This window comes from Aliidiomarina indica (assembly GCF_015354615.1).
Lineage (GTDB): Bacteria > Pseudomonadota > Gammaproteobacteria > Enterobacterales > Alteromonadaceae > Aliidiomarina > Aliidiomarina indica.
In genome coordinates this window covers 596996-610050 of record NZ_JACAVQ010000001.1, presented here as the reverse complement: position 1 = coordinate 610050, position 13055 = coordinate 596996, and the positions used below count along the sequence as shown (strand labels likewise).

Below are 13055 nucleotides of genomic sequence, written 5' to 3'. Positions count from 1 at the left end.
TCCTACATCACACGCTGGCCAGGAAGGGCACCATCATGTGGATTGAGTATGTAAATTTCTTTGCCGCCTGGTCCTGCGGCTAGCACCATGCCTTCCGATAAGCCAAAGCGCATTTTCCGCGGTTTCAGGTTTGCGACCATCACCGTAAGTTGACCAATCAGCTGCTCTGGCGTGTATGCGGACTTAATGCCGGCAAATACTTGCCGAGTTTCTGAGCCGATATCTAAAGTGAGCTTAAGTAATTTATCTGCTCCCTCAACAGCTTCGGCATTAACGATTTTGGCAACACGCAAATCAACTTTGGCAAAATCGGGAAACTCGATTTCCTCTGCAAGTGGCTCGATCGCGACAGCTTCGTTTGCTGTGTTGGCAGTGTCTGCGGCTTGCGCAGCAGGTGCAGTTGCGGTTTTTGAAGCGTCTAACATAGCGTCAATTTTCTCTGTTGGAACCCGCTGCATGAGCGGTTTGAATTTGTTGATGGTGTGGTTGGTTAGCGTCGTTTGAGCAGAATCCCAACGGAACTCATCATTTAAAAACTCCTGAGCAGATGCCGCTAAATTTGGCACCACCGGGGTCAAATAAATCATGATCAGACGGAACAGATGAATGCCCATTGAACAGACATCATGCACTTCTTGTGCCTTGTCCTCGTGTTTGGCTAGTTGCCATGGCTCTTTGACCGCTATGTATTCGTTGGCCCGATCCGCCAATTTCATAATATCGCGCATGGCCCGAGAGAATTCGCGCTGTTCGTAGGCGTCCGCCAAGGTGTCTGCGGCCTGTTGGAAATCGGCAAGCATGTCAGGTTCAGCAATGTTCGCCGACAGTTGTCCGTTAAATTTCTTGCTAATAAAGCCGGCGCAGCGACTCGCAATATTCACCACTTTACCCACTAAATCTGCGTTAACCCGTTGTGCGAAGTCCGTCAGATTAAGATCGAGATCGTCAATTCGCGAGGTCAATTTAGCGGCAAAGTAATAACGCAAATACTCAGGATCAAGATGATCAAGGTAAGTACGGGCCATAATAAATGTGCCCTTAGACTTCGACATCTTGGTTCCATTCACGGTAATAAAACCGTGAGCCCATACATTCGTGGGTTGCCGGAAATCGGCGCCTTTAAGCATGGCTGGCCAAAACAAACTATGAAAATAGATAATGTCTTTGCCGATAAAGTGATAAACCTCAGCGTCGCTATCTGATTTCCAGAAATCTTCAAATTCAAGATCGTCCCGCTGATCGCAGAAATTCTTAAAGCTACTCATGTAGCCGATAGGGGCATCAAGCCAGACGTAAAAGTATTTGCCTGGGGCATCAGGAATCTCAAAGCCAAAATAAGGCTTATCGCGACTAATATCCCATTGCTGCAGACCTTGCTCGAACCATTCATTCAGCTTATTGGCCATTTCCGGCTGTAATGAACCCGACCGCGTCCAAGCTTTTAACATGTCGCCAAATGCCGGCAGGTCGAAGAAATAATGCTCAGACTCGCGCAACTCAGGAGTAGCCCCGGATACGGCAGAACGTGGGTTCTTTAGCTCTGTGGGGGAATAGGTGGCGCCACAAACGTCGCAGTTATCACCATACTGATCAACGGCACCGCAGCTTGGGCAATCTCCTTTAACAAAGCGATCTGGTAAGAACATTTCCCGCTCTGGATCATAGAGCTGTTCGATAACCCGCGTGTGAATGAAACCATTTTCTCGCAGGCGAGTGTAAATCAGCGTGGCAAGCTCTTTATTCTCAGGGCTATGGGTTGAGTGATAGTTATCAAAGGAAACTGAGAAATCGGCGAAATCACGTTGGTGTTCGCTATTCATCGCGTCGATCATGGCTTCTGGGCTGATACCCAGTTGCTGGGCTTTCAACATGATCGGGGTTCCGTGAGCGTCGTCGGCACAAACGAAATGGCACTCGTGGCCTTTTAGCCGCTGAAAACGCACCCAAATATCCGCTTGAATATAGCCTAGCAAATGACCAATATGAATCGGGCCATTGGCATAGGGAAGGGCATTGGTTACCAGAATACGACGCTGCGTTGCTGTCATAAATACTCTCAGAATTCGCTTAAGAGTGATGCCAAATCACGGCCACTCAGTCGTTAAAGAAAAGAGGCTTATCGTAAACGAAAAGTCGCTAATTTTCACCCGTAAACATAGCGATTTAGGTGGAAAGGCCGTAATATTTGCTTTCGAGTCTGGATCCTTACGCTTTTACATTCAGATGTTGACGCAGAAAGGAGTAGTTATCGATGTCGAGCGAGCTCATCGCATACTGTGAACGATTACGAAGTGACTTGTTCCCGAGCGGGTTGCTCGCGGATTGGCTTGAAATTGATGGGCCAGTTATTCATGTGACACTTCCGTTTCCAGCCGGGCCCGGTTTACGCGAATTGGTAGCAACTGATTCCATGCTTCGCTCCTACACTTGGGATATAGAAGTTGCGGTGCAACCGTTGCCCCCTCAGCGGCGCCCGGAACTTAGCAGTGCCTATGCAAAGAATGCCTCACAAGGTCCCAAAAATGTTATTGCCGTTGCAAGTGGCAAAGGCGGTGTTGGCAAATCGGCTGTTACCTTGAGCCTTGCGTACGCGCTTGCGCAAATGGGGGCGAAAGTTGGCGTGCTTGACGGCGATATTTATGGGCCAAGTTTGCCTATTATGTTGGGGAATGTGAACGATAAGCTGACCTTCACTCCGAATCGAAAAATGTTACCTATTCGCAAAAATGGGATTGAAGCGAATTCGTTAGGCTATTTAGTCGATGAGGGTGACGCCACTATCTGGCGTGGACCTATGGCAAGCCGAGCGTTAGAGCAGCTATTTTTTGATACTCAATGGTCTGCCCTCGATTATTTACTCATTGATATGCCGCCGGGTACGGGAGATCTGCAGCTCACTTTGGCTCAGAAATTGCCTGTAACAGCGGCGGTGGTGGTGACAACACCGCAGAATATTGCCCTTAGCGACGCGGAAAAGGGCATTCGCATGTTCAGAAAAGTGGGTGTGCCTGTTATTGGTGTGATTGAAAATATGAGTTTTCACGAATGCGAGAATTGCGGACACCATAATTTAATTTTCGGTGAGGGCGGCGCGGATCGGTTAAGTGCCGATGAAAGTGTGCCTGTTTTAGGGCATTGGCCGCTACTTACACAAATGCGCGCAGCGCTTGATGAGGGCATTCCGTTTCATGAAGGTCACGCAGACCATCCCGCGGTAAAAATTCAACAGGAAAGCGCGCAACGTCTGGTTGCCAATGCGTGGGATCTTCTCCATGATGAACCCGTCGTACCCGAATAATAGAGGAATAATCCATGCGTTTAACGGATGAGCAGATTGAAAGTTATTTAGATGAAGGAAGGATCGCGATTGAACCTCGACCTGTTAGCAAGGACATTACCGGGGTTACCGTGGATATTCACTTAGGTGAGAGCTTTCGGGTGTTACAAGATCATGCGGCACCTTTTATTGATATCAGCGGGACCCGCGAAGATATCGACGCGGCTATTCAGCGTGTGATGAGCGAAGAAATTCGTATTGTTGATGGCGATGCATTTTTTATTCACCCCGGCGAGTTTGCGTTAGCGGTAACTCATGAGTCGGTAACTTTGCCCGCAGATGTTGTCGGCTGGTTAGACGGTCGTTCATCGCTGGCGAGGCTGGGTTTAATGGTGCATGTAACGGCCCATCGTATTGATCCAGGTTGGTCTGGACAAATAGTGCTTGAGTTCTTCAATAGTGGAAAGTTACCCCTTGCGTTGCGTCCCATGATGAAAATCGGTGCCTTGAGCTTTGAAGTACTGACGCAACCATGTGCGCGCCCTTATAGCCGTCGAGAAGATGCAAAGTATAAGGATCAACGAGGTGCCGTTGCCAGTCGCATTAGCAATGATAAATAAACAAAGAAAGCGCTGATATACAGCGCTTTCTTTGTTATGCCTTGGGTTTTCGATTGGTACTATTGGTACTTACATAGGGGGTGGACGTCTACCACCGACAAAGAAAATAACAGCAAGTACTAAACCAACAACAAAGAGAATCCAAGCGATGTTTGTGGCCATCCCGGCAATTCCTGATAAACCGAGCACACCGGCAATAATTGCGATCACTAGAAACACAAGCGCCCATGAAAACATAGGTTGATTCCTTTTTTTGTGACGATTTAAACAGTGCAACCACTGTTTCCCTTAACTACCGCTGTTAAGCTTAGTAAATATCTGAATATATGCTAATTCTTGACTGTCAAAAGCAGGTAAAGAAAAGGGGCCGGAGCCCCTTTATGGATTATGTCGATCAAACCAGTCGATAATTCGATTGAGGCGTTCCACCAAATTAATTGGGCGGCCAGCACGGCTTAAACCATGACCTTCTCCAGAGAAGATAACCATTTCTACCGGAACATCGTTGGCTTTCAGCGCAAAGAACCATTCTTCGCCCTGTCCAATCGGGGTAATGTGATCATCGGTGCTGTGAATAATCAGCGTCGGGGTGGTGACGCGGTCCGCATATTTAAGGGGTGACCGATCCCAGTAGTAATCGTAATTTTCCCAAATAGTGCCGCCAAATTCGACTTTCATCGACAGGGGTGGGAAAGCTTGTGTACCCGCCTCAGAAATCCAGTTGCTAACGCTGCGCTGCGTGACTGCGGCTCTAAACTGATTAGTCTGGGTTGTAATCCAATTGGTTAAGAAGCCACCGTGGCTGCCGCCAGTGACATACAAGCGGTCTGTATCAATCCAAAGGTGTTGTTCGAGCGCGGCAGCTAATGCATGCATGTTGTCGCGGTAATCAGCACCGCCATAATCCATCCGCACTTGCATGGCAAAATCATGGCCGTAACCCGAGCTTCCGCGGTAGTTCACGAACACCACAGCGTAGCCGCGTGCCCGCAAAAGCTGGTTTTCTGGGAACCACTGATGCCCCCACATTCCGCCTGGCCCGCCCTTAATGTTGAGCACAAGAGGGTAAGTTTGCCCGTCCTGTTGGTCCAAAGGCGGCAGGAAGAATACATCGAGGACATCGCCGCGTTCGTTTTCCGCGGTAAAAACCTCATAGGGCTGCAAATCAAGACTGGCCACAAGTGCGTCATTGAAATGGGTGAGGGTGTGAGCAGACGCCTGAGCATCACTGGCAATGCGAATACGCGGCGCTGTGACTTCGTTTTCTTCAACCCAGACCAAACCCGTATGGTTTGATGCCGTGCTTAATTGACTGAGGCTATAGCCGACACCGCGCACGCGTTGGTAACCAGAGCCATCTAAACTAAGTTGGAACAAGGGACGACTGCCCCGATCATCGGCGATAAACCAGAGCGCGCCTTGGTGATATTGCAGATCGCTTGGACCATGATCCATGGTTTCAGCGATAAGTTGGGTTGAGCCTGAACGATGGTCGATGAGGAATACCGACGGGGCGGCATAGTTATCAGCCCGATGCACAAATGCCAACTGCTCGTCATTTACCCAAACCGGACTGCCAGCCCATCCTTCCGGTGAATGCAATTCGCGCTCGTTGTCGTCATCGTCGCAGCGCACGTAAACACGTGAGTGAAACGCGCCGTCGTGGGCCTGCTCATGACGATTGCTTTGAAACGCGATACATTCGCCACTTGGGGAATAAGAGGCGTTTGACTCGTTCCAATCGGTTTGGCCGGTCAAGGATGTGAGCTGATCCTCGGCGATGTTGTACAACCAAAGCCCAGAACGTGATTCATCGAGATAACCCCCTTGGCGCTTGTAAACAGCCTGAGTCACTACGGTGATATCTGGCTTAGTTTCGCTATTATCAGACTTTTCACGAAGATCCTCGACGTCAGGTTTGACGCGCACGTTGAGAAGCAGGGTGTTGCCGCTTGGATGCCACTGCAGGTTGTTGATACTGCCTTGCTCTAGTGACAGCAACGATTTCGCCTCGCCACCGGTTAGGGATATTTGATAAAGGGCTGAACCATTATCCCGACCAGAGAAAAACACCATGGATTGACTATCTGGAGCAAACAGCGGTGCTGATTCACCTTTATGACTGGTAAACTGAACCGGTGCCTCGCCATTGCGACTTAGCCACAACGTACGATCGCGACCCCGTTTATCATCGTTCACCGTGCTTTTTATGAATGCAACATAGGTGCCGTCAGGACTGATGGTGAGATCCTGTAAAAACACCATGTCGTAGTAATCTTCAGCGGTAATCGCCCGTGGTTCTTCAGCAGCTACAGGCAGAGCGCTCAAACCAAGGAGCAGGCCGGTACTGCATAATAACGTTGTCTTCAATTTCATAGGTTGTCGTCCTTGATGGTTAGCGAACCGGATTCGCATGCGCGGCGCCACGGAAAATAGCGTTCATCAATAGCACGTGCTGACCATCAAGGTAAGCACGGAAATTTGGTTCTTGAGTAAAGCTTATCACCATGCCACGGCCTTGCGGTTGTACCATTAAATAAGGCTTATAGGCGACTTGCTCTTTATTCTCAGCCCACATATAACCACTGGCGAGCAATTCCTCCTTGCCTGCATAGTTCACCACATTGCGGCCATCGCTAATCCGCAGCGGTGTGTAGATATCACTGCCAATAAACATGGCGTGGAGACGCGAATGAATACCCGCGGTGAGCCAATGCTCTTGGTCAACGTCGGTGCGTGTGATGACGCCAGAAACCCAATCAGGATTTGCTGCGGGATCTCGAATATAACGCTGATGGTCTTCTGCATCGGTGATTAAAACCCCGTCGACGCGTTGGCCGTTGGCGCGGGGGGCTAAATCATCGACCTGCGCCTTACGCTCTAACGCGCTCGCAAGCAGCGGTTCCTCGCCACTTACGGCAAAACGGGTGGCATTGCCTAAGGTGATGAGAACACCGCCACGTTGTACCCATTGGCGTAGATTCTCGCGGCCGCGCTCACCTAAAGCTTGTTCATAGCTGCCTTGGCCAGTTGCGGGGAGAATGAGCACTTGGTAACGGCTTAAATCGGCACTCTGTAGTTGGGCTGGACGAATCGCCGTGACTGGATAATTGAACTCGCGTTCAATGATAAAACGCGTGCTGCCGGCACTCAGTACGTTGGTTGGAAGGTCCCATGCCATCGCAATATTGGGCGCATGCATGCGTTTCACGTTCACTGAGCCAACGTTTGGACCATCTTGCATCCAACTGCGGTCTAAGCCAACCGCAGTGGCACCACTTGTGCTTGCGAGGTTGGCAACTATCTGATTAAGGTTTTCGGGGTTTCCAGCCCGAGGCACAATTAAACTGCCGGCTGGAAACTCACGACCAGAGGCATGTTTAAACGCTAAGTCTGAACTGCGAACGAGCAAACCTTCACGCAGTGCTGCCGTTAAGAAACGGCCCGTGTTCATATCACCCCAGGCCAAGGCGAAACCAAAGCTGGCATCCCCATCGATGACGTCACCGGGAACGATCCGCTCTGAACCGACCGCTTGGGTAGCGACACGGGGTTGTTGGTTACATACGGTCATATCGACATTAAACATCAAAGGCAATGACCATGCGGTGACATCGTAAATTTGGTCGCGAAGATTGTTGGCCCGTAATCGCTCTTGTTCAACAAGAAAGTCTTCATCCATAGGCACATGCTCGTCAAGGAGGGTGCGAATGAGGTGATAGGCAGGCTGAGAGGCTTGAACAACAAAAGCGCCTTGCTGATATTGGGTGCCACAGGCGCGGAAGTTTTCGGTGGCTTGGCCTACTTCAATGCCTTGTTCGGCAAGTACGGCTGCTAACTTACGATTTCCGGCACGATCACGGGTATTCGGGAATATATAGCTTCGAGTATCACCACGACGCCCTTTTTCGATACCGCTCTTCCGGTATTCATAGAATTTTTGCAAAAGCGCTTCACGGCGCTTAGAGGCTGTTTCTATGGTGGCCATAAAAGCGACAAAATTCTGTTGCACACCGTCTGCGTAGGTAAGAATCTCCCCCTCATTGGTACGGAATTTATGCCCCCGGGAGGATCCCATCTCGTAAGTGCTGGCTAAACTGCCGTGGTATAGAGGCCAACTTGCGCCATAGCCTGGATAAAAGGCATCAAAAATTTCACGAGTAAAGTAGTCGTAACCAAAACTGTCGAAATATTTTGCGTTATTCTCGCCAATCCAATTCAGTCCTTCACGCTGCTCGTTAGTAATAAAGGGGTTATAGGGGTGTGCTTCTGGCGTGAAGTAGTAGGGCAAATCACCGCCCATTTCATGAGAATCGACAAAAATGAGAGGGAAGGTTTGCAACAGAGCAGCAATGCGACCGCGCGTTTCCGGCTGTGTTAATGCTAGCCAATCGCGATTCATATCAAATAAATAGTGATTGGTGCGGCCGTTTGGCCAAGGTTCGTTGTGCTCAGCTGAAATCCGATCATCGGAGGCTTCTAGACCCAAATTCGCATAGTAGCGACTGACAAACCGGGCACGTCCGTCTGGGTTTTGTAATGGGTCGAGATAAATAATAGTGTTTTCAAGCAAGGTCTTTGTTTCGTCGGTACTGTCGGCCAATAAGTGCCAAGCTGTAACCATGGACGATTCCGCCGGCGATATCTCATTGCCGTGCACGCTGTTTGCGATCCATACAGAACTAGGTAGATCTTGCATTAGTTCCCGCGCCTGACGGTCGTTCAATTCGCGGGGATCGGCTAGTCGGCGCATGCCGGCTTCAATATCGGCTAAGCGTTGCATATTTTGAGGTGCTGAGATTGCCACGTAAAAGAGTGGCCGCCCTTGCCAGGTTTCACCATATTCAAACAATTGGACTCTGTCAGGGTGCGCATCTGCAAGTGCTTGAAAGTACTGACGTATCTGTTCTGGGCTCGAAATACGTGCCCCCGCTGGGTAGCCGAGCACCTGTTCTACCGTAGGTGTATCTTGATAATCTGCGTTTGGCCATACCGGAACACTTGTTTCTGAGGCCATCGACGCCGCGGTAAAGGAGCCCGCGATACATAGAGCGAGTAAAGTACGTTTCATAGTTAGTCCTGATTGTTGTTTTTACAGCACGTCAGTTGAGGCTGTGGTTACCCGTTGCGGCCAAAGCATCGACACGGCTTGATTTAATGCCTGCAGCAGCGAGTCTTGCTGATGTCTGTGGGCAACACGGGCATCGGCGATCACGTTATTCACAATGGGCATAGGAATATCGGTATCCTGATGTGGCGATATAACGATATCCACTGGCTGAAAATTCAACTGTTTTTCAAGCCAATTGAGCCGTTCAGAGAGCGATAAGTATCCTGCCGGGCTTGGTTCTTGGGTGAGATTATCAATAAAAATAACTTTTGCTGAGGAATTCGCGATAGCATGAGCGATATCACCGACTAACAGCGGCGGCAGAATCGACGTAAGGAAACTCCCCGGGCCTAGAATGATTAAGTCTGAACTTTGAATATGGCGTATTGCCTCAGGAGTGGCCGTGACTTGGGGAGATAGCGCCATCAGCTTCGGCATTTGGTTTAGCTCATCAACGCGTATTTCCCCGAAACACTGCATATCGTTCTCAAGAACGGCGACCAAGTCGGTAGGGGATTCCGCCATCGGTAAAATGCGGTTCTGTACTTTCAACAAGCGACTTAGCAGTTGAATACCATCCACCGGCCGCGCGCTCAGTGCATCAAGGGTATACAAGAGCAAGTTACCCATGCTGTGGCCGGATAATGCGCTACTCTCATCAAAGCGAAAGTTTAATACTTCAGCCGCTAAGGGTTGATTGGCTAACTGCGACATACAATTTCGAATATCGCCCCAGGCGATACACTGGTGGGCGTTACGTAGCTGACCGGTGGAGCCACCATTATCGGTGGTCGCGACAATACCAACGAGACGGGAGCGCATGAAGGACAAAGTCGACATCACACGACCCAAACCATGACCGCCACCGATGGCGGTGACATTGAGGGAATCAAATTGGTGCGGGCCTTTTCGTGACCGTAACGCAGCACTCATAATAACTCACGTTCCTTAGTGTTTAGCTGACTATATCCCGACAATAGAAGTGAGTGAACCTATTTGCTCTGATTTCATAGGCAAAACCTCCTATTTTCTGGCAAGATAACGGCGTTCACTGAAATCAGGAAGCCTATGCAAAGTTCCATATCGACAACTGGCGTTCGTGTATACAACGTCTTACTCTATCTCTTCACGCCATTGATCATGCTCTATTTTGGTTGGCAAAGCCGAAAAAATCCAGAGTACCGAGGACGCATGGGTGAACGATTCGCCCGCCAAAGGATACCCCGTGAAGTGGAAGGCGCGGTACTTTTTCACTGTGTTTCGGTGGGAGAGTTTATGGCTGCGCGCCCGCTCATTGAACGGTTTTTGCAAGAAGGTCCCGATCGTCCGGTGGCTATTACGTGTATGACACCTACTGCTTCAGCATTGGTTCGCAAGGTGTTTGGTGACAAGGTATACCACTGTTATTTGCCTTTGGATCTCCCCGGTGTAATGAAACGGTTTCTTGATGCCCTGAAGCCTCGGGCGTTAGTGATTCTTGAAACAGAGCTGTGGCCTAACTTGGTGCTGCAAAGCCGAGCAAAGAATATTCCGGTGGCCTTGGTAAATGGCCGCATGTCGGCCCAGTCAGCGCGTGGATACATTCGGTTAGCATGGCTTTTCCGCCCAGTCTGGGAAGCGCTTACCTATTGCGGGGCACAAACAGAAACAGCCGCGACACGCTTTTTGGATGTAGGGGTGCGGCCCACAGCACTAGACGTGGCGGGAAATCTAAAATTTGATATCCATGTTCCCGCGCAAACCCGCGATGAAGTGAATGATTTTAAGACCTTGCTCGGCAAGCGGCCGGTGATTACGGCAGGCAGTACGCACGAGGGCGAAGAAACGCAAATTTTGGATGCGTTCACGCAGTTATTACCAAGTAAGCCAAATACGCTGCTCATTTTGGTGCCGCGTCATCAGGAGCGTTTCGATGATGTGGCGAGAAAGCTTGATGCTAGCGGATTACGCTACGTGCGCCGTAGTAGCGGTCGTCCTATCACTGCTGACACGCAAGTTTTATTGGCCGATAGCATGGGTGAATTACTTATTTGGTATGGGTTGGCCACCGTTGCCTTTATTGGCGGTTCGCTTATCGAGCGCGGCGGGCATAATCCGCTGGAGCCCATGGCATTTGGCGTACCGGTGGTTTCCGGCCGACATGTATTTAACTTCGCGGAAGTATTTCAACAGCTCGATCAACGACAAGCGGTGCGTTGGGTGGAAGATGCTGATAGTTTGTACGCCACTCTCAGTGGTTTGCTGACGACCATAGAAACGGCTCAGCGCTTAGGGGCACAAGCACAACAGATATTTGCCCAGCATCGCGGGGCAACAGCGCGAACGAAATCTCGTATTGAACAATTGATAAGCCATAATTAGGTAAAAGTTAGGCAAGAATTAGGTGAGAACTAGGCAAGAGTGAGGGGCAGAGGTATGGATAAAACACAATGCCGACAACAGGGGTTGTTAACACGAATCAGTATTTTCGCCGTAGCCGCCTTGATCATGTCTGGCTGTGTTAAAGCAGAGGCGCCTGCGCCAAGTGAACCTTTGTTTGCGGCCTGTCTCGTAGGGCCCAATCAAGACACTGAACAAGCGCTGGCGCTAGAGCTTGCCTTAACCGCTGATGAGCGCAGCCGAGGCCTTATGTTTCGAGAGGATTTACCCGATCAACAGGGGATGCTGTTTGTGTATCCAGAGCCGCGGCAATTGAGTTTCTGGATGTACAACACCCGCATTCCGCTAGATATTGCCTATATGAATGACCGCTTTGAGATCCTTGAGATCCTGTCTATGGAGCCGTGCCCACACACGATTGCTGCACTTTGTCCCTCCTATCCATCGTCACAATCAGGCTCGGTGGCACTCGAAGTGAATCAGGGGCAATTCGCAAAGTGGGGTGTCAGTGTTGGGCACAGACTCTATAATGAAGATTGCGAGTCCCCCTTAGAGGTGTCGCATTTATTCTCCTCAAGGAATGGGTCTCCCAAGAATGATGTTTCCGGGACATCTCAACACAGGAATTAGCGCGATGAGCTTAATGAAAAGCACGACTCACAGGATACTGTTCGCTGCAGGGTTGGGCGCGATAATCGCTCTTTCTGGTTGCACAACGACAGAAACGAGCTCGCAAAGCCAGAATATTCCCACTCAAGCTCAGCAACAACGAACGAATCCTGAGCAACCGCGCTCAAGTACGCCTTCGTTGGCGCACTTAACTTATCAGAATGCGGACTTCCACCTTATCGTCAACCGCACCACCATGAGTGATGTTCAGCGCTGGTGGGGACCTGCCCACGGACGAGGGCATAGCGGCGAGTTTATGTTTCTCAATTACACCGATGTGATGCAGGACGACGTTCGCAGTCGCATGCTGATGATGACCCTATACTTCTCTCCTCAAGGCCTTTTGCAGGATTACGATCTGCAAATTCATGAGTTTGAGAAATAGGCTGTATATCAGTTGTTTAACGCTTTCTAAGATTACCTTTAATTATTTAGTTGTGAGTTAATGTAATGGATGTATGGGTCCAGTTTTTTGGCGCAGCAGCGCTCGTTTTAAATTTTATTGGTTACCGCCAGGAAACCGTCAACCGCTATCGATTTGTAACCGCCTTTGCGCTTGCATCTTTGAGTGTTCATTTTTTTATGCTGGGTGCAATGGCCGCTGGTATTGGCCTCGCTATTGGTGCTGTCCGCAATATTGTAGCCATGCGCTTCCAGAGCATGCCGGTGTTAATTGGCTTTGTGTTGATTAACGTGGTGTTCTGTTTAATTGAGTGGTTTATCTTAAAAAATCCGGCCACGTTATTTATCGCTTATACTGCATCTTTAATCTTTACCGTCGGTTCGGTCATTCTAAAGAGTGCGGATACCATTCGAAAATGGTTTATTGTGGCCGAGTCGCTCATGTTTATTTACGCATTCTTGGTATTTTCACCCTTTGGGATGCTGTTTAACGTAAGTAATTTAACCAGTATTTTCTTAAAACTACGCAGCGATAGGCGTCGAATTCAAGCAGAGCGCGCCTTAGCAAAAGCCGCGAAAGACGAATAGTCTGCGCTTG

At 49.6% G+C, this 13055-nt stretch carries 11 protein-coding genes; 6 read left to right on the top strand and 5 right to left on the bottom strand.

Annotated elements, in window-relative coordinates:
• Positions 1-2: 2 nt before the first annotated feature.
• On the bottom strand, positions 3-2048 hold the full coding sequence (gene metG / locus HXZ99_RS02765; RefSeq protein WP_194755732.1) for a methionine--tRNA ligase: 2046 nt from the start codon (positions 2046-2048) through the stop codon (positions 3-5).
• 203 nt (positions 2049-2251) lie between these two features.
• On the opposite strand from metG, the gene apbC reads away from it, so the two are divergent.
• Both apbC and dcd read left to right on the top strand, forming a co-directional pair.
• Positions 2252-3298 carry an iron-sulfur cluster carrier protein ApbC gene (gene apbC / locus HXZ99_RS02760; protein WP_194755731.1) on the top strand — a complete coding sequence of 349 codons (1047 nt, stop codon included), beginning with the start codon at positions 2252-2254 and terminating at the stop codon, positions 3296-3298.
• 14 nt (positions 3299-3312) lie between these two features.
• Positions 3313-3897 (top strand): dCTP deaminase, encoded by a 585-nt coding sequence (gene dcd, locus HXZ99_RS02755; RefSeq protein ID WP_194755730.1) that lies wholly within the window; start codon positions 3313-3315, stop codon positions 3895-3897.
• A gap of 69 nt (positions 3898-3966) precedes the next feature.
• Here dcd and HXZ99_RS02750 read toward each other — a convergent pair whose 3' ends face one another.
• The 4 genes from HXZ99_RS02750 to HXZ99_RS02735 all read right to left on the bottom strand — a co-directional run bounded on the left by HXZ99_RS02750 (position 3967) and on the right by HXZ99_RS02735 (position 9940).
• On the bottom strand, positions 3967-4134 hold the full coding sequence (locus HXZ99_RS02750) for a DUF1328 domain-containing protein (protein ID WP_194755729.1): 168 nt from the start codon (positions 4132-4134) through the stop codon (positions 3967-3969).
• Between the two features lie 141 nt (positions 4135-4275).
• Complete coding sequence (locus HXZ99_RS02745) at positions 4276-6273, bottom strand: S9 family peptidase (protein WP_194755728.1); 1998 nt, start codon at positions 6271-6273, stop codon at positions 4276-4278.
• 19 nt (positions 6274-6292) lie between these two features.
• Positions 6293-8968, bottom strand: a complete 2676-nt coding sequence (locus HXZ99_RS02740; protein ID WP_194755727.1) for a M14 family metallopeptidase — start codon at positions 8966-8968, stop codon at positions 6293-6295.
• Positions 8969-8989: 21 nt separating this feature from the next.
• Positions 8990-9940: a gluconeogenesis factor YvcK family protein gene (locus HXZ99_RS02735; protein WP_194755726.1), complete on the bottom strand. Its 951-nt coding sequence runs from the start codon at positions 9938-9940 to the stop codon at positions 8990-8992.
• Positions 9941-10075: 135 nt separating this feature from the next.
• Here HXZ99_RS02735 and waaA point away from each other — a divergent pair, with 135 nt between their 5' ends.
• The 4 genes from waaA (at position 10076) to HXZ99_RS02715 (ending at position 13045) form a co-directional block, all read left to right on the top strand.
• A complete protein-coding gene (gene waaA / locus HXZ99_RS02730) occupies positions 10076-11368 on the top strand; it encodes a lipid IV(A) 3-deoxy-D-manno-octulosonic acid transferase (RefSeq protein ID WP_194755725.1) in 1293 nt (430 codons plus the stop codon).
• Between the two features lie 54 nt (positions 11369-11422).
• Positions 11423-12016, top strand: coding sequence for a DUF192 domain-containing protein (locus tag HXZ99_RS02725; protein WP_194755724.1), 594 nt, complete (start codon positions 11423-11425; stop codon positions 12014-12016).
• A gap of 4 nt (positions 12017-12020) precedes the next feature.
• Positions 12021-12440 carry a hypothetical protein gene (locus HXZ99_RS02720; protein ID WP_194755723.1) on the top strand — a complete coding sequence of 140 codons (420 nt, stop codon included), beginning with the start codon at positions 12021-12023 and terminating at the stop codon, positions 12438-12440.
• Positions 12441-12505: 65 nt separating this feature from the next.
• On the top strand, positions 12506-13045 hold the full coding sequence (locus HXZ99_RS02715) for a YgjV family protein (RefSeq protein WP_194755722.1): 540 nt from the start codon (positions 12506-12508) through the stop codon (positions 13043-13045).
• Positions 13046-13055: the final 10 nt, after the last annotated feature.

What these genes read in the sequence shown, in the direction of transcription:
- metG (WP_194755732.1), bottom strand. Translation starts at nt 2,048, where the DNA reads ATGACAGCAACGCAGCGTCGTATTCTGGTAACCAATGCCCTTCCCTAT.
- apbC (WP_194755731.1), top strand. Translation starts at nt 2,252, where the DNA reads ATGTCGAGCGAGCTCATCGCATACTGTGAACGATTACGAAGTGACTTG.
- dcd (WP_194755730.1), top strand. Translation starts at nt 3,313, where the DNA reads ATGCGTTTAACGGATGAGCAGATTGAAAGTTATTTAGATGAAGGAAGG.
- HXZ99_RS02750 (WP_194755729.1), bottom strand. Translation starts at nt 4,134, where the DNA reads ATGTTTTCATGGGCGCTTGTGTTTCTAGTGATCGCAATTATTGCCGGT.
- HXZ99_RS02745 (WP_194755728.1), bottom strand. Translation starts at nt 6,273, where the DNA reads ATGAAATTGAAGACAACGTTATTATGCAGTACCGGCCTGCTCCTTGGT.
- HXZ99_RS02740 (WP_194755727.1), bottom strand. Translation starts at nt 8,968, where the DNA reads ATGAAACGTACTTTACTCGCTCTATGTATCGCGGGCTCCTTTACCGCG.
- HXZ99_RS02735 (WP_194755726.1), bottom strand. Translation starts at nt 9,940, where the DNA reads ATGAGTGCTGCGTTACGGTCACGAAAAGGCCCGCACCAATTTGATTCC.
- waaA (WP_194755725.1), top strand. Translation starts at nt 10,076, where the DNA reads ATGCAAAGTTCCATATCGACAACTGGCGTTCGTGTATACAACGTCTTA.
- HXZ99_RS02725 (WP_194755724.1), top strand. Translation starts at nt 11,423, where the DNA reads ATGGATAAAACACAATGCCGACAACAGGGGTTGTTAACACGAATCAGT.
- HXZ99_RS02720 (WP_194755723.1), top strand. Translation starts at nt 12,021, where the DNA reads ATGAGCTTAATGAAAAGCACGACTCACAGGATACTGTTCGCTGCAGGG.
- HXZ99_RS02715 (WP_194755722.1), top strand. Translation starts at nt 12,506, where the DNA reads ATGGATGTATGGGTCCAGTTTTTTGGCGCAGCAGCGCTCGTTTTAAAT.